This is a genomic window from Ruegeria discodermiae, from assembly GCF_030758345.1.
In the GTDB taxonomy this organism is placed as follows: Bacteria; Pseudomonadota; Alphaproteobacteria; order Rhodobacterales; family Rhodobacteraceae; genus Ruegeria_C.
In genome coordinates this window covers 72,955-90,442 of sequence record NZ_JAVAMO010000007.1, presented here as the reverse complement: position 1 = coordinate 90,442, position 17,488 = coordinate 72,955, and the positions used below count along the sequence as shown (strand labels likewise).

15 protein-coding genes are annotated in these 17,488 nt (G+C 56.9%); 4 read left to right on the top strand and 11 right to left on the bottom strand.

What is annotated here, in order from left to right; genetic code table 11:
- Nucleotides 1-8: 8 nt before the first annotated feature.
- Complete coding sequence (locus Q5Y75_RS16325) at nt 9-776, bottom strand: aldo/keto reductase (RefSeq protein WP_306199375.1); 768 nt, start codon at nt 774-776, stop codon at nt 9-11.
- A gap of 104 nt (nt 777-880) precedes the next feature.
- Between Q5Y75_RS16325 and Q5Y75_RS16320 the strand changes: the two genes are divergently transcribed.
- Complete coding sequence (locus Q5Y75_RS16320) at nt 881-1,792, top strand: LysR family transcriptional regulator (RefSeq protein WP_306199372.1); 912 nt, start codon at nt 881-883, stop codon at nt 1,790-1,792.
- A 423-nt stretch (nt 1,793-2,215) separates the two neighbouring features.
- Here the strand turns inward: Q5Y75_RS16320 and Q5Y75_RS16315 are convergent, their stop codons facing one another.
- Nucleotides 2,216-2,965: an SDR family oxidoreductase gene (locus Q5Y75_RS16315; RefSeq protein ID WP_306199370.1), complete on the bottom strand. Its 750-nt coding sequence runs from the start codon at nt 2,963-2,965 to the stop codon at nt 2,216-2,218.
- Between the two features lie 95 nt (nt 2,966-3,060).
- On the opposite strand from Q5Y75_RS16315, the gene Q5Y75_RS16310 reads away from it, so the two are divergent.
- Nucleotides 3,061-3,975 (top strand): AraC family transcriptional regulator, encoded by a 915-nt coding sequence (locus Q5Y75_RS16310; RefSeq protein WP_306199368.1) that lies wholly within the window; start codon nt 3,061-3,063, stop codon nt 3,973-3,975.
- Here Q5Y75_RS16310 and Q5Y75_RS16305 read toward each other — a convergent pair.
- A complete protein-coding gene (locus Q5Y75_RS16305; protein WP_306199366.1) occupies nt 3,955-4,920 on the bottom strand; it encodes an AraC family transcriptional regulator in 966 nt (321 codons plus the stop codon). The two genes, Q5Y75_RS16310 and Q5Y75_RS16305, sit on opposite strands and share 21 nt — an antisense overlap.
- 184 nt (nt 4,921-5,104) lie before the next feature.
- On the opposite strand from Q5Y75_RS16305, the gene Q5Y75_RS16300 reads away from it, so the two are divergent.
- Nucleotides 5,105-6,007, top strand: coding sequence for an SDR family oxidoreductase (locus tag Q5Y75_RS16300; RefSeq protein WP_306199364.1), 903 nt, complete (start codon nt 5,105-5,107; stop codon nt 6,005-6,007).
- 151 nt (nt 6,008-6,158) lie between these two features.
- Here the strand turns inward: Q5Y75_RS16300 and Q5Y75_RS16295 are convergent, their stop codons facing one another.
- A complete protein-coding gene (locus Q5Y75_RS16295) occupies nt 6,159-6,896 on the bottom strand; it encodes an SDR family oxidoreductase (protein WP_306199362.1) in 738 nt (245 codons plus the stop codon).
- 93 nt (nt 6,897-6,989) lie between these two features.
- Here Q5Y75_RS16295 and Q5Y75_RS16290 point away from each other — a divergent pair, with 93 nt between their 5' ends.
- Nucleotides 6,990-7,886: a LysR family transcriptional regulator gene (locus Q5Y75_RS16290; protein WP_306199361.1), complete on the top strand. Its 897-nt coding sequence runs from the start codon at nt 6,990-6,992 to the stop codon at nt 7,884-7,886.
- Between the two features lie 169 nt (nt 7,887-8,055).
- On the opposite strand, the gene Q5Y75_RS16285 is transcribed toward Q5Y75_RS16290, so the two are convergent.
- The 7 genes from Q5Y75_RS16285 to Q5Y75_RS16255 all read right to left on the bottom strand — a co-directional run bounded on the left by Q5Y75_RS16285 (nt 8,056) and on the right by Q5Y75_RS16255 (nt 17,259).
- On the bottom strand, nt 8,056-9,966 hold the full coding sequence (locus Q5Y75_RS16285; protein WP_306199359.1) for a type IV secretory system conjugative DNA transfer family protein: 1,911 nt from the start codon (nt 9,964-9,966) through the stop codon (nt 8,056-8,058).
- Nucleotides 9,966-11,879, bottom strand: coding sequence for a relaxase/mobilization nuclease domain-containing protein (locus Q5Y75_RS16280; RefSeq protein WP_306199357.1), 1,914 nt, complete (start codon nt 11,877-11,879; stop codon nt 9,966-9,968). The genes Q5Y75_RS16285 and Q5Y75_RS16280 overlap by 1 nt, the downstream gene beginning before the upstream one ends.
- Nucleotides 11,872-12,576 (bottom strand): helix-turn-helix domain-containing protein, encoded by a 705-nt coding sequence (locus tag Q5Y75_RS16275; RefSeq protein WP_306199355.1) that lies wholly within the window; start codon nt 12,574-12,576, stop codon nt 11,872-11,874. Before Q5Y75_RS16275 ends, Q5Y75_RS16280 begins: the two co-directional genes overlap by 8 nt.
- A gap of 225 nt (nt 12,577-12,801) precedes the next feature.
- Nucleotides 12,802-13,674: a DUF932 domain-containing protein gene (locus tag Q5Y75_RS16270; RefSeq protein WP_306199353.1), complete on the bottom strand. Its 873-nt coding sequence runs from the start codon at nt 13,672-13,674 to the stop codon at nt 12,802-12,804.
- A 366-nt stretch (nt 13,675-14,040) separates the two neighbouring features.
- The gene (locus Q5Y75_RS16265; RefSeq protein WP_306199351.1) at nt 14,041-14,583 is read right to left on the bottom strand and encodes a hypothetical protein; all 543 of its coding nucleotides are present in this window, start codon (nt 14,581-14,583) and stop codon (nt 14,041-14,043) included.
- Nucleotides 14,584-14,715: 132 nt separating this feature from the next.
- The gene (locus Q5Y75_RS16260) at nt 14,716-16,584 is read right to left on the bottom strand and encodes a ParB/RepB/Spo0J family partition protein (RefSeq protein WP_306199349.1); all 1,869 of its coding nucleotides are present in this window, start codon (nt 16,582-16,584) and stop codon (nt 14,716-14,718) included.
- A 303-nt stretch (nt 16,585-16,887) separates the two neighbouring features.
- Nucleotides 16,888-17,259 carry a DUF3768 domain-containing protein gene (locus Q5Y75_RS16255; RefSeq protein ID WP_306199347.1) on the bottom strand — a complete coding sequence of 124 codons (372 nt, stop codon included), beginning with the start codon at nt 17,257-17,259 and terminating at the stop codon, nt 16,888-16,890.
- Between the last annotated feature and the right edge of the window lie 229 nt (nt 17,260-17,488).

Below are 17,488 nucleotides of genomic sequence, written 5' to 3'. Positions count from 1 at the left end.
CGAGGCGATCATGCGAGGTCCCATGCCGACCAGTTCTCTTCGAGATGCTGGATCGACGTCGTTCCGGGGATGACAACGATGTTTGGCGAGCGCTTCAGAATCCAGGCGATGGCCTCTTTGGGTTCGAGCTTGGCACCCTGACGCATTGGATGCGCGCCGAGCGGCCCGTAAGGGATAAAGGCAATGCCTTTGCTCGCTGTATAGTCGACAAGGTTATCTTCGTCGGCTTCGTCCATATTGAAGCGGTTCTGAACACTTGCGATTGGAGCCACCGAAAGGGCTTGGTCGAGCTGTTCGCGCGATACGTTGGACAGGCCAATATGGCCAATACGCCCGTCCGCTTGTGCTTCCGCGAGAGCAGCAACCGAGGTTTCGATGGGTGTCTCCGGGTCAACACGGTGAAGCTGAAACAAATCGATGCGGTCGCGGCGCAGATTGACGAGGGCTCGATCAACCTGATGCAGCAGCGCGTCACGGCTACCGTCGGTTATGATCTTGCCTGGCTCCGGTTTGTCGACGCCACCTTTTGTAGCCAGGATGACATCCCGACCCTCAAGCGCCTCACCCACAATTCGGTCAGCATGTTCTGGCCCGTAGGCCCAAGCGCTGTCGAAGAAGTTCACGCCAAGATCGGCTGCACGGCGCAGCAGGGCAAGTCCCTGGTCCCACTTGGGATAGGGGCCAAAATTGCTGGGCTGATCTGTAAGACGCATGGCGCCGTAACCGAGGCGGTTCACGGTCAGGTCGTTGGCGATTTTGAAGGTTCTTTTGGTCATCTGAGTTCTCCTCATGAGAAGTCGTTGCTGTTGAGGAGTAAGATGATTGAAGCCGAGGATACTCTGTAGACAGTTTATAAGGGTATCTGTTATTTGTATTGCGTATGAGTAAGCCATTAGACCGCCTCGCCCTTCTCGAAACTTTTGTGCGCATCGCAGAAAAGGGCACAATCAGTGGCGCCGCACGTGATCTGGGCATTTCGCAAGGCTCCGCCAGCCGACAATTGAAAGACTTGGAAGAGCGCCTTGGGGTCCAGCTTGCGCGTCGCACAACGCATTCATTGGCGTTGACGGAGACAGGGCTTGACGTGCTTGCCGATGCCCGTGAGTTGCTTGCCGGATGGGATACTCTAGAGGAGCAACATGCGCCTGATCCTGAGACGTTAAGAGGTCCGCTGAGGGTCGTTGCGCCCGTCGCGCTCGGTCAATTGCATCTTGCGGAAATCGCAATCGGATTTCAGGCAGCCAATCCCAACGTCACAGTAAACTGGCATTTGCAGGATGAGCCAATTCGCTTTGCAGAAATTGGATGCGATTGCTGGATCAAGGTTGGAACTGTCCCTGACGACACACTTATCGTGCGTCGTCTAGGACGGGTTGAAAGGTTGGTTGTCGGCACTCCATCGATTGCGAAACAAATCAAGAGCTCCAGACCGGATGGCGCAAAAGAGCTTCCATTCGTGTCCCTGACGCCGTTTGAAGGGGCAAATGTCGGACTATCTCATTCAGATGGTGAGAAATGCGATCTGAATGTTGCTGCCAAGTTGTCGACAAACAACATCATGTCACTAAAAAATGCAGCGCTATCGGGGCTTGGGGCGGCAGTTCTGCCCAGATGGTTCGTTGCGTCGGAACTTGCATCAGGCGATCTGATTGACTTACTTCCTGATTGGCGGGCAGCAACGCTGGACGTGAACCTCGCGTATCTCCCTGCGAGGCGCCAACCGCGTCGGCTTTCTGCATTCATCGACGCGCTTGAAGAGGGTTTTGGCAACATCCCAGGTATTATTGTGTGAAAAATCCGTTGACCGGATTGTTAGGTGGCCGAGAGCGTTTCAGAATCCAGCCGTCGTGACCTAGTGAAACTGAGCCAAGAAATGGCCTGCATTGTGAATATAGGGAATTTGTTGCTGTTCTCCGTACAGCCGCAAAATCGCGTTATGGGTTCAAGACCGAATTTATCTGCAACTTGCGCCAGCGACCGGTGGCAGCCCGAACCGGACATTCATCGCCGAACTTTGCAAACCCCGAGATGCGCAAGGCACACCCTGAACGCTTCATCTGCTGTGCCTGTTACAGTAAAGGCATTGCTCGGCACGATCCCGATTTGGCGATTGGCCATGTGACTCATCACATCAGCTCGACTGGATGCAAAAAAGGCCGGCCCATTGAGGTCGGCCATTCTAATTTTTCAGGGGGTCTTGTTGTAAATGGGTGGATTAGGCCGCCAGTGCGACCGAGTCCTTACCGGCAGGGATTTGCAGCGGACAAGTGGTATCGGTCACGGCTTTCCAGATTGCCTGAACGACGTCTTCTGAGAAAGTGAACTCTTTCCCTTCAGCGTTAATAAAGGCCGCCATAGTCTGCTCGACGAACGGCTTGTAATCTTCAGGCGTGTCATTGGATTCTGACATCAGTGCCATTGCGTTCTTACCGAAATTCGTTGTTGGCGCCTGACCAGGTAGAACAATATGGGTCCGAATACCCAACGAGGCCAGTTCAAGGGCAAGGCATTCTGTAAAGGCGTTCACCGCAGCTTTGCTTGCCGTGTAGACCGAAGCCAGCGGCAGCGGTTTGAGCGTGACGCTGGAAGAGACATTCACGACCACCCCTGATCCCGTGGCGCGCATTTGTGGCAGCACCGCACGGACCATTTCCATGGTGCCAAACGTGTTGGTGTCAAAAATCCGGCGCAGGTTATCCTCTGATGTGCCCTCGAAGGGCGAAAGCCAGCCCACGCCAGCATTGTTCACCAAAGCGTCGATGGGGCCCGCAGTTTCCAATGCTTTTGCAATACTCTCGCTGTCCGAGATGTCCAATGGCAGGATCGTCAAACGATCCGAGGCCGGCAATAAGGCTTCATCCGGCTTGCGCATTGTCGCGATTACCGACCAGCCCTGTTCGAGAAAGAAGCGTGCCGTCTCCAGTCCAAATCCCGAAGAACATCCTGTGATCAATACAGTCTTCATGACGTTGTCTCCTGTTTGTTGATGTCTTGAAAATAGAGGACGTCGACAGTATTATATATAATCGTAAGTCCGTTTCTCTTTAACAATAGTCCAAAATGGCAGATCCATTCTCTGAAATTATCTCCCTGCTGCAACCCAAAGCGTCCTATTCCAAACTGGTACATGCATCTGGGCCGTTTCGGGTGCATCGTGAAGACGTAAACGAAGCATTCTACTGCTCACTTCTTACCGGACGTGCGTGCCTGGAGGTCGAAGGGAAAGAGCCGCTAGTATTAAATGCAGGTGACTTTGTCCTGATCCCCGCGGTCAAATCCTTCACGTTCTCAAGCATGGACCCTCCACCACCCGATGATTTGGTCAACCACCCAATGGAAGGTGAAGACGGTATCTTCCGGCTTGGGACGGCTGATGCGGATCCAGAAGTTCAACAGCTCGTGGGACACTGCACCTTTGCCAGCCCGGACGCTAATCTATTGATCTCGCTATTGCCTGATCTGATCTTTGTTCGCGGTGAGGGTCGGTTGGCTGCACTTACGGAGCTTGTTCGCGATGAAGCGCGCGCAAACCGGCCGGCGCGAGATGTGATCGTCGAGAACCTATTGCAAGTCCTACTGATCGAAGCCTTCCGGTCTGGCGCGGACCCGGCACCGGCTGCTGGCCTCTTACGTGGATTGGCAGACATGCGCGTTGGACCCAGTTTGCGAGCCATGCACGCGGCTCCGGCTTACAGCTGGACTGTTCAAGCTCTTGCAACTGAAGCCGGGCTATCGCGGTCTGCGTTTTTCACACGATTTGAAGGGGTCATGGGAATGCCCCCAATGAGCTACTTGCAAAACTGGCGGATGACGTTGGCAAAGCATATGCTCCGGGCAGGCGATCTCAGTATTGCCGAAATCTCCGCGCAGACCGGGTATGGATCGTCCAGTGCCTTCAGCACCGCATTCTCCCGCTATGTTGGGTGCCCTCCTGCGCGTTACTCAAAAGCAAATCTACTGGAAGCTTCGGGATAGGTCCTCGGCGGTCAAAACAGGGTCCGAACCACCCTTGGAACGCTCATTCACATACTGACGCGGCGGGCGGCCCATTACCCTTTTGAAGGCCGTGTTGAATGCGTTTTCGGACTTATATCCGAAGGCATCAGCAACGGTCGCGATGGTGCATCGGGATGACAGGAGTTGGTCGCTCGCTTTAATCATTCGAAGAACAGCAAGGTATTCCATGGGACTTTGTCCTGCGGCTTCTTGGAAACGCCTTGCAAAGACCGATCTCGACATGCTTGCGACTTCAGCCAATTCGCTCAGTGTCCATTTCTTGCCGGGATCACTGTGCATCGCAGTCAGAGCCAAAGCTAAGCGTGTATCAGCGAGCGCCTTAAGCCAGCTCAGTTGGGCATCCTTCTCCGCATGATGATGACGCAGGGTCTGGATCAGGACCACGTGCGAGAGGTGATGAGCAACCAAGGAACTGCCCGGACGCGCATCAGCCAGTTCTTCCAGGATCAATCCCACGGAATGAACCAGATGGGCGGCGATCTCTTCTTGCGCCGGAATAACCATAATCGACGGCAGCATCGAAATGAGCCTGAATGCGTGAGCTTGAGACACGGCAAAGCGGCAGCTTGCAATCATTGTGCCCCCGCCACCGTTGATAACCGCTGGCTCCATTGAAAGTGGCGCTGTCAGAAGCTGCTCTACGGGTTCGGCTTCAAGAGAAGGATCGGTCTTGATCGCAAAAGGACGACCCGTCGGTAGAATAAAAAAGTCGCCTTCCTTAACTAGAACGGGTTCTTTGCGGCCCTCAACAGACACCCAGGCATCACCAGAAATCATGGCGTTGCATTTCAGAGCACCCGCCTGATCGGGAAAGCCAATCGCAGAGGGATGCCCAAGGTCGAGAAGACCTGCCAGATGGCTCTGAGGTTTCAGGATGGAGAGGATGTCAGAAAGAGGGTCCACGTGATCTCTGCCGATTGGGTTTGTTTCAAAACTCTATCAGCTAGAAGCCGTATATCCAAGAGATTGGGACGATTGCGAAGACAATCGAGACATTCACTTATTGATAACGCCAAGTTCGCCTGTACTTTTTATGACGAAAAACCTGAGCCGCTGCGCAGGTTTCAACACGTCATAGGAGATATCAATGCGCGTTTTTGTAACCGGAGCCACCGGCTATGTCGGGTCTGCCGTCGTCCGCGAACTATTGGATCACGACCACTCGGTCATCGGGTTGGCTCGTTCAGAATCCTCAGCCGAGGCCTTGAAAAAAGCCGGCGCTGAGGCACATCACGGCGACCTTCAGAATCTGGACAGTTTGCGCACAGGCGCTGCTCAGGCAGACGCTGTGATCCACCTTGGTTTCAACCACGACTTCTCGAAGTTCGCAGAGAACTGCGCTCATGATGCCGAAGTGATCCGCGCAATCGGAAGCGAGTTGGCAGGCTCTGACCGGCTGTTCCTTGCGACATCAGGCACAGCGATACTGACGCCAGGTGTCGAGTCCAAGGAAAAAGACCTTGCTCCGACGGGCGACATGGTAAACCCCCGCGTTGCGACGGAACACGCTGGCGCGCAAATGGCAAAAAAAGATGTGAAGATTGCTGCTGTGCGCCTCGCTCCTTCTGTACATGGCGCTGGAGATCATGGCTTTGTCCGAATGCTGGCGGATATCGCGAAGCAACATGGCGAAGGCGCTTACATCGACGAAGGACAAAACCGCTGGTGTGCCGTCCATCGCCTGGATGCAGCACGTCTTTACCGGCTGGCTTTGGAGCGCAACGAAGGCGGTGTTCACTACCACGGCGTTGCCGAAGAAGGCGTGCCTTTCAAGGATATCGCCGAGGCCCTGGGTCGCAGTCTGGGGCTGCCAGTCTCGTCCAAAACCGGCGACGATGCGCAAGCCTATTTTGACTGGTTCAGTTTCATGGCTGCTTCAGACAGTCCGGCATCGAGCACATGGACCCAAGAGGTTCTGAACTGGTCTCCATCAGAGCCAAGTCTCATTGCGGACATTGATGCTGGACTCTACAGCTCATCGAAGGATTAAGGAGGAAAAGGGTAGATAGGCATAAGATGTCAGCTTGGACGTCTGCCGGATTGTAATTCTGATAGCTACCATTCGCGCTAGGTGCGATTGATAGCTATCTCCGCACTTCCGCCATTTGGTCAGAAATGCATAGCTTTCCGAGAGCGGTGTCTTAGACAACACCGCCATTGGCACGCAGTGTTTGACCACTGATCCAACGGCCATCCGGCCCGGCCAGAAGCGAAACAGCAGCAGCGATGTCTTCGGGTGTTCCGAGCCGACCAAACGGGTTCATCTTTTTGATGTTTTCAATCACTGCTTCCGGTTTTCCATTGATGAACAAATCTGTCCCAACCGGCCCAGGCGCGACGGCATTCACGGTGATGTCACGTGAGCCCAGTTCTTTGGCGAGCACATGGGTCATCGCTTCCACAGCGGCTTTTGTCGCCGCATAGACCCCGTATGACGGCTGATAGAGCCCAACAACACTGGAGGACAGGCTGACAATCGCGCCACCTTTGTTCATGCGGTTGGCAGCCTCGCGCATGCCGCGAAAGACGCCGCCAATGTTGATGGCGCAGTGAGCTTCGAAGTCAGCATCGGAAGTTGATGCAACTGTGCTCAGGCGCATTATACCCGCGTTGTTGACCAGAACATCGACAGAGCCGAATTCCTGTTCAGCCGCATCGAACAATCTTGGCATGCAGGATGGATCAGAAATGTCACCCTGAACTGCGATTGCTTGGCCGCCAGCTTTTTTGATCGCGTCTACAATCTCGTTCGCTCTGACCGCATCACTTGCATAGTTGGCAATGATTGTATGGCCATCCTGAGCCAGGCGGAGTGCGATGGCTGCACCAATCCCTTTGCTGGCGCCAGTCACAATTGCAGTTCGTTGTCCGTGTACCATGTCAATCTCCTTTCTGTTTGAAGCGAAGATAGACGGGGACACGATCCAGATAATGTGTCTTGTTTGGGAATGACAATTCGATAAAAGCGAACAATGATCGATCGACTTGAAACGATGCGCCTGTTTGTTCGGGTGCTGGAACGCGGGAGCTTCACAAAGGCCGCAGCGGATCTGAACATTCCGCGGTCTACCGCAAGTGAAGCCATCCAGAGGCTGGAGCGTGACCTTGGTAGTCGGCTGCTGGATCGAACGACACGCCATGTTGCTCCAACACCGGATGGGCAAGCCTATTACCAAAGATGCGCGTCCATTTTGGGTGATATTGAAGAAGCTGAAGGCGCCTTGCGTGGGCACGAACCGTCAGGTCTGCTTCGCATTGATGCCCCTGGTACGCTGACGCGGGTCTTTCTTCTACCTCACCTGACTGATTTCCTCGCAATGTACCCCAAAATCAGCCTTCAACTCGGTCAGACAGAGCGCCTGGTGGATCTGGTGCGCGAAGGGGTCGATTGCGTCATCCGTGCCGGTATTCCTGATGACAGTGGCATGATCACGCGACACCTGACAGACCTTCCGGAGATCACCTGTGCAAGCCCGGAGTATCTGGCCAAGTTTGGCACTCCAAACTCTGTTGATGACTTGAAAGGTCATCAGATGGTTGGTTTTCTGTCCTCGCGAACAGGCACAGTACTGCCGCTGGAGTTTAAGGTTGGAGACAAGTTTAGGGAAGTGACGTTACCGGCGTTGGTTACCGCAAACGACGCTGACACTCTGCATCATTTGACCCGAAACGGATTCGGGATGACTCAAGCGCCGAGATATCGTTTTCTGGAAGACTTGGAAGATGGTCGTCTTGTGGAAGTTTTACCGGATACACCGCCATCCCCAACCCCGCTGGCTGCATTTTACCCTCAAAACCGACAACTATCCCCGCGCGTCCGGGTTTTCCTCGATTGGGTCGTTCGCATTTTCGACAAGGCAGCGCTTTGACCAAATATCTAGGGCCCCCGCTCGACTTTGCAAAGTCCGCTTTCTGCGCATCGCGAACCTCGGTGTTGACCGCAACATTTGAGAGACTGTCCTCTTGCGTGTGAACGATTCTTTACCCCAGAGTGGAAGCTCTCTCGGAAAACGCAGGCTCACATTGCACCCGCACTGATCATCGATCGCCTAGCAACTCGTCTATGAAATCCCCCTGCTCTTGGAACACCTGTTCCCATTTCTCGGGCACCGGATCCTCCCGATTGAGGGTCTCAGGGCGCGGTTCATTCTCTGCTGGTTCCGAAACATCAGATTGCATAGCACGCGACCGCCGCCGCCGCGCGCGCTCACCGAGTGGTACACTGGTTTCCTCATTGGTGTCTGCCTCAGGTGCCGGATTCTCTTCTTCCACCCAGGGACCAATTCCTTCGACCCTCGGCGGATAGGGATGGTCGTGACCTGACTGGCGTTCTGCCAGTCCGGCAAAGTACGGGTCCTCGAAATACTTGATCCGCTGCGCACGGATCGGGTGCTGCGGGGACGCCAGGATGATGACCTCATTGGGATCCATGGTGCGGGCTTCGGTTTCAGAGAGTAGCGGGCGTTCTTCCAGTCGGGAGGAGGATGAGGTGGCACCCAGGATACCCTTGTTGCGCCCATACATATGGGTGACGGCCTCGCGGGTGGTGCTGCCGACCGCAGCAGAGACCTCTCGAACAGTGCGCTGGTCGCGGGGCGTAATGTAAAGCTTGAGCCCTGCTCCATTCTCAAGGCTTTCGCGTCCCTCGGATCCATAGATGCGATCAAGCGAGGCCAGCGATTGGGCGATGATGGCGACGCGGCCACCATAGGCAGCGAGCGAATGGATGGCGCGCTCGAGATAGGGCATTGCACCCATCTGCTGGAATTCGTCGATCATCATCATGACCGGCCAGGGCTCGTCCGATCCGGGCTCGTTCAGCCGCAGGCTGGCAATGAGGTCTGCAAACATTAGCCGCAGGAGCGGTGCCAGCGTGGAGATGTGGTCCTCGGAGACAACAATATAGAGTGCATGCGGTTTCTTGCGGAACTGGTCGAAGGTAAAGTCGCTGGCATCGGTTGCGGTGCGCACCGCAGGATTGTCCCACTGCTTTAGACCCGCCGTCATCAAGGCCTGAATGTTGGAGGTCAGCAGTCGCGAAGAAGCACTGGCCGCGTTGATCCAGAGCTCACGCACCGTTGGCTCCTTGGCCTCCTCGGCATAGGCGCTGTACTGGGCATTTTTGTAGTCCCCGGCAGTGACGATCCTGTTGACCTCACCCAGGGTCGGCCGCCCGCGCTGGATCGCCAACAGACAGGCCGCGACAAAAATCGACTTACCTGCCTCGGAGAATGTATCCAGCGTCTTGTTGTCCTTGTCGAGAAAGAGATCGGCCAGGATCGAGACCTCGGTGAACTGCTGCGCAAAGCTCGGCGCGACCGCGATCCTGGCCAGGGGGTTGTAGCAGTGCGTGCTGTTGGCCCAGTCGAACGGACTAAAGCGAAAAACCTCATCTCCGTTCATCGCGCGCAGCCGGGCTGTTTTCTCGAAATTCTCACCTTTGACATCAAGGACCACAACCGAGCCCGCAAAGGAAAGCAGGTTGGGTATGACAAAGCCAACACCCTTCCCGGCCCGGGTTGGAGCGACCATCATCACATGTGGAATGGAGCTGGCCGAGATATAGGGAGCCGTTGCAGTGGGCGGGCCCAATTTACCACAAACGAAACCCGACCCCGGGCGCTGCAGCATGTCATTTGCCTTCAGTTCGCGCTTGCTCTGCCAATGGGCAGAGCCGTAATCATCACGGCGTAGCGCCCAGGACCAACTGAAGGCAAGCACTGCCAACCCGATGGCGCCAAGCCCCACCGCGCCAAATGCCACTTTGAATGCTTCGGGATGCGCCGACCGAAGACCGGCGCCGGACGTCCAAACCGCAAACATGTCGAACTCGCTGAGGCCAGTTCTGAGCGCCAAGGCAAGATAGAAGCCGGCCACGATGGTGCCAAGCGCAGCCCCGCACAGTGTTCCAAAGGGCACCGCAGCCCAGAGAGGCAGGCGGGTGCTCATCAGAGACCCGCCTCATCATCAAGGCCAGGCTCCAGGCCGCGGTGTCGTTGCATTTCCAGATGGGTGTCCCGGGCAACCGCATTGGCCTTGTCCTGTTGCAAGGCCGAAGCGCGCTCGGTGTAGACCTGATCGCCGGTCTCCTCTTGGGTCAGCTCGAGGAATTCCTGCGTGATCGTAATCTGATCCACCTTGTCTGGCAGCACGTCTTCCAGAACCTTGTAATTTCCACGCCGCAGCTCCGTCATACCAGCGTCACCCAGAGCCCGATGCAGCTCGGCCTTGAGCGTGCGCGCGACCGTCTCTTCTTGCGCGTCCGATAGCGAACCCCCGCGCAGCATATCTGCAAGATCCTGCAAGGCTGGCTTGGGTGCATTCAATCGATCCCCGGTATCGACCAATTGCAGGGTTTGTGATCCCAGTACCAGTTCAGTATCTGCGCCCAGCTCGCTAGCCCGGTTCAGCAAGCGCCCCATGACCCCGTCGACCGTGTCGAGGGCGCGCGCGCGCTGGTTCTCACTGGCCCGCGCCGGATCAATTCCTTCCCTGCCGAGAACAGCTGCCCTGTCCCGCTCCACCCAGTCCTGCACAAGCCCGTAGTTGCGGGTGCCACCGACCTCGATCCGTGCGACAAGTTCACCCGTATTCAGACCAGCTTGCGCCGCATCCCGCTTGAGCGCCTCAAGAACACCGTCCTGCCCCGATGACAGCGCTGCGCTCAAGCGCTCATCGCCGGCGCCCGGCGGATAAGGCTCATCGAGTTCTCTGGTAAATCGCGCCCGAAGATCCGGATCGGGCACCATCTGCGACAGATCGCGAATGACGGAGGCGGCCTTGACTTCAAAGCCGGGTCGTTCAGTTGCTCCCATCTCATCCGCTTTCAACTGCAATGCTTCGATGGTCTTCTCGGCATAGTCGATGGCGTCCCCGACAGTTCGAATGGTCTCCATGTCAATCTCTCCTGCAGCAAGCGCGTGTGGCACATTTGTTCCGAGACAGGCGGCCATGCGGCGCATCACGTAGGCCAGGTGCTTATGATCCATGCGGTCAAGCACGTCTGCCAACGCACGATAATCCTTGGCGAAGGCGACAACCTGCGCCTTGGCGATGGCCATCTCCTGAGAATTGAGCGCAATCGCCCGCGGCAAGCGAGCCTCTTCTTTGGCTCGGTAAATCTCTTCAATGCCGGGTGCCTTCTCGAAGATACCGCGTTCCAGGCGGGTCGTGGCGTCCAGCATCACGCCATAGGCTTCGGCAATCTCAGCCTGTTTCTCGCGCATGAGCTGGGGCGACATCACACCCTCTGCCCAACAAGAAAACCATGTGCCATTGTTCAGGCCGCGATTGTTGAGAATGATATGCGCATGCTTGTGCGCCCGGTCATCATGCACCGAGAGCACATAGTCCCATTGATCGCCATAATCGCCTGTCTCAAAGAAATGCTCCGCCCAATCGAGGCTGATCTCGCGCACTTGATCGACAGTGACATCTTTTGGAAAGGACAACAGCATGTGCGAGGTAAAGCCAAGCTTTGTGGTCCCGCGCCAGGTTTCCGCCCAGGCCTCAATGATCTCACTCTTCTGATCCACTGTCAGCACCGGCCCATCGCTCAGTGGGTTGGTCATGGTCGAATAGGAATAGACCGCCTTGTCATTCACGTAAGAGAGCTGGTTGCCAAGGCTTGTCCGCGTTTTGCATCCCCCGGCCCGGATCCGTTTGAACACAGCCGCGCGGCTATCCGGTCTCATGGATGTGAGTAGGTTACGCGCGGACACCCGGCCGGTCCGGTGGTAGCTGCGCCCCTGCCGACGCCCGGCAGTCCGTGCCTCGATGCGCGCCTGACGCTGACCGCGAATGCGCTCGCTTTCCCAGAGCTTGCCCATGACGGCATGATAGAGGGCGAGTGGTTCAGACACTTCGAACCCTCCGATCTTCTAACACAGAGACTTGCATCCTTGTTCGCGCCTCAAAGTTGCCGAGAGGCAGCGAGGGGCCATGCGCCTGTGAAGCGGAGCACTCATCATCACCTGCCGCATCCGGGGCGGCTTCGGCGCTTCCCAGATCCCGCCAAAGGGCACCGCGGCGCCCCTGGACGGACGCCTTCATCGCAGCCAGAGCACGATGGGTTTCCTGAGCCAGGGTGAGCAGTTCCGAGAGGCTGTTGTGATCCTCTCGTGCTAGTTTCAGCTTTCCGCGCTGCACAGCCTTGGCCAGTACACGCGCGCTGTCGGAAATGTCTTGCGCGCGCTGAAGGGTCTCAGAGAACAGCCGCAGGTCATCAGACATCAGATCGAGCAACCCGCAACGCGCCCGTACCACCGCTTGCAGCGCCTGGCTTCGATTGGCAAAACCACGCATCTGCCATTCCGTATCAAAGGCATCGACTTCGGACTGCGCAGCCCGGAAACTCACCGCCACTGACGGGTCTCGAACCTCCTGCCCCTCACCGCGTTGCTCTTTGGCAATCCGCGTCACATGCCGTCGCGACACACCATAAGCCTCGGCCAGAGCCTTCGGCGTCTCACCACGATGGTAACGCTGCGCCAACTCAATCCGCGCTTCCAGTTTCAGGCGTTTGGGGCGTCCTGTGCGTGTCAAAAGCTTGCCTGACATGGGCAAAAACCCCTCGGACAAAAGTCGCAGACATTTGGCATATCCTGCCAACGTCGCATCGATTTCACTCTAGATGGTAATGATAAGAGTTATTTTGTGCAATTTGTCTTTTTGCACATAGTTCGTTTACGCGAGAACCTGCCGACTCATGACCCGGATTTACACCAATCTACTACGGCATCACGAGACGCAGCCGCGCGGCCCATGCAAGCCGCGCGGCAATGCTCAGGCCGCAAGCTCCACACCTTTCAGTTCTGCCATCTTTTCTGTGAGCGACCAAATCGCCCGGTTCAGCGCTTTGCTCTGATCAATGCCCCTGACCGCGCGGGTTTTCTGGCGACGTCGGACGCCATTTGCGGATCTGATCTGGCCCCGCAGCCCGCCCTTGATCACGTTCTCCTGTACAACATTGCCAACGGTCCATAGATCAGAATGCTGATCGACGTTGCGGCGCGGTTTCAAAAGGGCTGTGGCCTCAACAAGTGCGGGCTTGCCGTCTTCTTTGTGCGCCTCGGGAAAGCGGAGTTCATGCACTACCTCCGCAAATACCCTGCGCTCATCCTCATCCAGTGAGATGCCCTTGAACGCCTCCACCTGACCGGCAACCTTCGGCGCATCCTCGAGAACCCTATAGGCACCTTCAACCACTTCATGGATAGCATTGCCCGAATGCCGAACCTTCACTTCATTGAAACTGTCCCCCACCATCAACCCGTTGGCGCAGACAAACCGGAAGAAGCCCGGCACCATCTGATAGCTGCTGGTGCCATCATTGGCATTGACCAGAATGATCTCGAACGCCTCCCCCGCCGCGTTGGTGATCGACCGGTGGCGCAGCCTCAGCATGTGTTTGGTGAAGGCTGCTTTGCCGGCAACCCGCGTATTGGCCTGCTGCGCAAAGAATGGCTCAAATCCTTCCCTCCGTAGCCCCGTCAGAATGTCGATGGTTGAGACCACGACAAACCGCTCCGACCGGCTATCATGGGCCTGTGTGGCAAAGATCGACGGCACCGCGGCGCGCAGCTGATTGTCACTCAACGCCTCACCTGTGACCAGACCGCCATTTGACATGCCGCGCATATAACGATTGTAACTCATGGGTTGCTCCTTCTTTGGTTATGGCGGCTGCCGATATCCCGAGCGATGCCGCCAATTGGGCGAGACCTTTCTGCTCTGCTGGACGAAAGACCCCGTGTCTTTCGGCTGGCAGAGCAGGAAGGGCGCAGCCCGACTGCGGCCTGGGACGGGACTGTCACGGGGTCGGAGCGGTAAAATGCGGGAGGGACCCGCGCGCCTGGCGCGTGGGAGGTACCGGGATTTTGACGAGGAGACGCCGCGCTCGCGCGGCGCTTGCCCCTTGACCGGCCCGGCGCAGGATGCGGGCGGAAAAAGAAAAAGCCCGCCTAAGCAGGCAAACCGTACTTACCACGACCGGCAAAATGAGGCGGTGGGCGCAGACACCAGCTACTCACCACGTAATTTGCTGACCACGCCATCCTCGGTGATGGCGGCGACATGGGTATCTGTACGGCGCGATACCGTTACACCGTCGCCAGACATGTGGGCTTCCGCATAGTCTGTTCGCTTGAACACCGACCCATCGGCATCAACGGTGGTTTCGTCAGCCTCGGTCTGGCGGGTGACGGACCCATCATATCCGATCTTGATGTAGACATCATCGGCCGTCCGAACCATGACCGAGAAGGCGTCTACTTGAACACCCTGCCAACAGGTATCGCAGTCGCGGCGCAGCACGATCTTGTCCGGACGGATCCTGATCTGAACATCCTCACTTGCCGATGTGTCGACGCTCTTGACGACAAGAAAGGCTTCCTGTTCGCCCGGATCAGCGTGGATCGAGGCGCTGGCATTCTTCGGCGGCCAAACCTTCGCCCGATCGCGCTTGCGCCCTGACGGGTCTCGGTGGAAACCGATATAGAGTTGCGCCGATTTCCACACGCGGCGGACGGCACTGCCGACGCTCCCGGAGTCGTTTCTTGTTGTCATGACCTCATCTCCGATTTCATCTTTTGATTGCGTCGAACCCCCGGGTTCAACGCAACATTGCATTGTCATTCCGTGCGGTCCAGTTGTCTCCGGTGATCCGGGCAGGGCGCTTGCGCGCCCTGCCCGCATTGATCAGCCCATGCCTTCGGGCAACCATGTGGCAATCCGCTTCTCGACTGCCTTGCTCAGCTTCATCGCTTCGCGGGTCTCAGGTTCATTGAACAACGAGTGCAGCTTCTTGCGCTTGTCGCCCACCTTGAGGCTTTCGAAGGTGTTCAGCTGATCGTTGCCCTCTTTGAGGCCCAGAACGGTGCGCCAGATGTCGTTGAGGTAGGGTCCAGCGATACGGCTGAAGAAGTTGTCGAAAGTCGGTGTCCAAACCGCGCGAATGTCGGTCTTGACCTCTTTGTCGATCAGGGTTTTCAGGGTCTTGTCGCCGCCGCTCAACAGCCCCGCCAGATGCCGGTTCAACTCGGCCTGAATGTGATCATCACCCTTCTTGCGGAACTTGCGGAACTCTTTTGCAAGATCACGGTCGAACGCATCGTCCTCCCATTCAGTCGGCGTGGTCAGGCGTTCATCCAGCGCATACCCGTCAGCTTCGGTGGTCGGCCAGTTCGGCACATCGTTTGCACAGATCCCGATGGGGTTTCCGTAGCGAGTGCCACCCGAAACCTGAAAGGCCAGCAGCGCAAGGATCAGATCAGGATCATTGACGGCCGCATGTTGGCGCGCGCCCGTCACCACTCGGTTCAGATCGTCAACCAATGCCTGCGACATGCGGGGCTTGCTGGATGTCGGGGCTTCGGCCTTTGCCTCAGATTTATGCTTGGATGCTTCCAGTACACCGGCCTCAATCGCGGCCTCTTTGTCCTCGGGCTTCACCAGACCGTAGATCACATTCAATTCACCGGCACTGTCCACATACAGCACAATCCCAGCGTGGTCCTTCTGGAACAGGCTGTATTCGCCATCAATGATGCTTTGAAGCTCGGCCAGTTCCTTTTGACCCGGCTCATCCAGAACTTCCGCCTCGGCAAGCTCGCCTAACTCGTCATAGCGCTCCGCCTGTTCTTCGGTCAGAACGCCGTTCTCGGCATAGATACGGGCACAGCCCATTTCATTGATGGTATGACCCCCAAAGTTGTTGGCAAGTGTGAAGTCAGCCCACTTCCAACCGTCGCCTTGGCGCATCGTGCGGGCCACGGTTACCAGCTTGTCGCCAAAGCACTGGTCGAGGATTGCCTCATCGTCCAGCAATGTCTTTTCGGCAAAGAGGTCGGCAGATACACGACCCCCTGCCGCCTTGTAGGCATCCAGACCAACATATTTGGCTCGCCGGTCTGTCGCGCTGACACTATCGGGTTTTAGCATGTTCTTGATCTGGTATTCCGACAGGTAGCCTTTGCGGGCCTGTTCCAGCACTTGCACAATCAGGTCGGTATCGTCGCAGATGGTGAACGCAGCCGCTTCGCCAAGGCTGATTTCTTTGGCCTCCAGCGCGTCAATCACCTGCCCCGGCAGTCCGGCTAGTTTGAGGCGTTTGTGAACATGGGCCTCGGTCACGGCAAAGGCGCGGGCAATCCCAATAGCAGGCGCACCAGCATTGTCCATCTTGCCATAAGCGCGGATTTCCTCGGCGGGGGTCAGGTTCTTGCGGGTGATATTCTCCGCATTCGCCCATGTTTCCGCCGTTTCAACATCCGGCGCGATCATCACCAGCGGATTCGCCAGTTCGGGCCGAATGCTGGCAAGGTTCGGGTGCTTTTCGGCCAGGTATTGCAGCGCGCGCAGGCGACGCCCACCGGCCACGATTTCAGCGCCGCCATTGTCGTCTGCCAGACCGGCGATGCTCTGGATCAGGCCAACAGTCCAGATGGATTCCGCGAGTTCAACCACCTCACCCTCCGGCACAGTCTGGCGCGGGTTGATCGGGGAAAGTGTCAGTGATGCCAGCGGAAAGCGGGCCTCGGTTGCTGTGATTTTGGTTTGCTTGGTCATTGGGGTAACCCTTTTCTCATGGTGAATTTCTGTGCTATGGGTGCCCCAGCCCTGATGGGCTGAGGCGAGAGGGCTAGATGGCCCTGTGCTGGATCAGGAAGCGGCGGCCGATACCAAACTGATCGCCCTTCCTGACAAGCGCCCAAGCCTCGGCAATGCGGCGCTTTTTCGTCTCATGGTCTATGTGTCTCACCTTCCTTTCCGTTGTGGTGATGGTGCAGAAAGGGCGCTCATCGCCCTCCCCTTGGGCCTGCTGGACAGGCCAGCCTCGGCGCTGGACGGGGAGAGGTCTCGCTACCGAACTCAGTAATCGCTAGGGAATAGAATGGTCAGGACGCGGCGCGTCTTGCTCAATTCGGTGGGGGCTGGTGTCCCGTAGTGATAGTTCTCGTCGTAGAGGTCGATCTTGAACCAGACTTTGTGACCCATGACATCCATGAAGCCCATCTCGTGGGTGCCATAGGGATCGTTATCCTCGGTGAAACCGTCATAGGTGACGATCTGGGCCAGACAGGCCGCGACAAAGGCAGGCCCCATATTGTCGATGGCGGTTGTCTGGACGAACATCCCCTCCCCGCCCTCGGGCTGGCGCTTGCGGAAAGCGTCGTTCTGTTGAGCGATAAGGGCATAATCGACGTGACCTGTTTCATCGGTCTGTTGTGCGGTTGCAGCCATGCTTGGCCTCTCTTTCGTGCTGATGCGGAGGCCGATCTGCGCCCGACCTGTCCGCTTGCGGTTTGCTATGAACACAGCAGGTCAAGGAAACGACCTGATGGACTGACATCAGCCACCCGCACCCATCCGCGTTTTTCCCGCCGAAGGAGGGGGGCCGATGGAAAAGATCCGTTTCTGATCCAAGGACTGAGGGTCAGGCTGAAATCGGGGACATTTGGGAGGGACCCGC

Coding starts and splice junctions, on each gene's coding strand:
- Q5Y75_RS16325 (WP_306199375.1), bottom strand. CDS start 776: ATGACCAAAAGAACCTTCAAAATCGCCAACGACCTGACCGTGAACCGC.
- Q5Y75_RS16320 (WP_306199372.1), top strand. CDS start 881: ATGAGTAAGCCATTAGACCGCCTCGCCCTTCTCGAAACTTTTGTGCGC.
- Q5Y75_RS16315 (WP_306199370.1), bottom strand. CDS start 2,965: ATGAAGACTGTATTGATCACAGGATGTTCTTCGGGATTTGGACTGGAG.
- Q5Y75_RS16310 (WP_306199368.1), top strand. CDS start 3,061: ATGGCAGATCCATTCTCTGAAATTATCTCCCTGCTGCAACCCAAAGCG.
- Q5Y75_RS16300 (WP_306199364.1), top strand. CDS start 5,105: ATGCGCGTTTTTGTAACCGGAGCCACCGGCTATGTCGGGTCTGCCGTC.
- Q5Y75_RS16295 (WP_306199362.1), bottom strand. CDS start 6,896: ATGGTACACGGACAACGAACTGCAATTGTGACTGGCGCCAGCAAAGGG.
- Q5Y75_RS16290 (WP_306199361.1), top strand. CDS start 6,990: ATGATCGATCGACTTGAAACGATGCGCCTGTTTGTTCGGGTGCTGGAA.
- Q5Y75_RS16285 (WP_306199359.1), bottom strand. CDS start 9,966: ATGAGCACCCGCCTGCCTCTCTGGGCTGCGGTGCCCTTTGGAACACTG.
- Q5Y75_RS16275 (WP_306199355.1), bottom strand. CDS start 12,576: ATGTCAGGCAAGCTTTTGACACGCACAGGACGCCCCAAACGCCTGAAA.
- Q5Y75_RS16270 (WP_306199353.1), bottom strand. CDS start 13,674: ATGAGTTACAATCGTTATATGCGCGGCATGTCAAATGGCGGTCTGGTC.
- Q5Y75_RS16265 (WP_306199351.1), bottom strand. CDS start 14,583: ATGACAACAAGAAACGACTCCGGGAGCGTCGGCAGTGCCGTCCGCCGC.
- Q5Y75_RS16260 (WP_306199349.1), bottom strand. CDS start 16,584: ATGACCAAGCAAACCAAAATCACAGCAACCGAGGCCCGCTTTCCGCTG.
- Q5Y75_RS16255 (WP_306199347.1), bottom strand. CDS start 17,259: ATGGCTGCAACCGCACAACAGACCGATGAAACAGGTCACGTCGATTAT.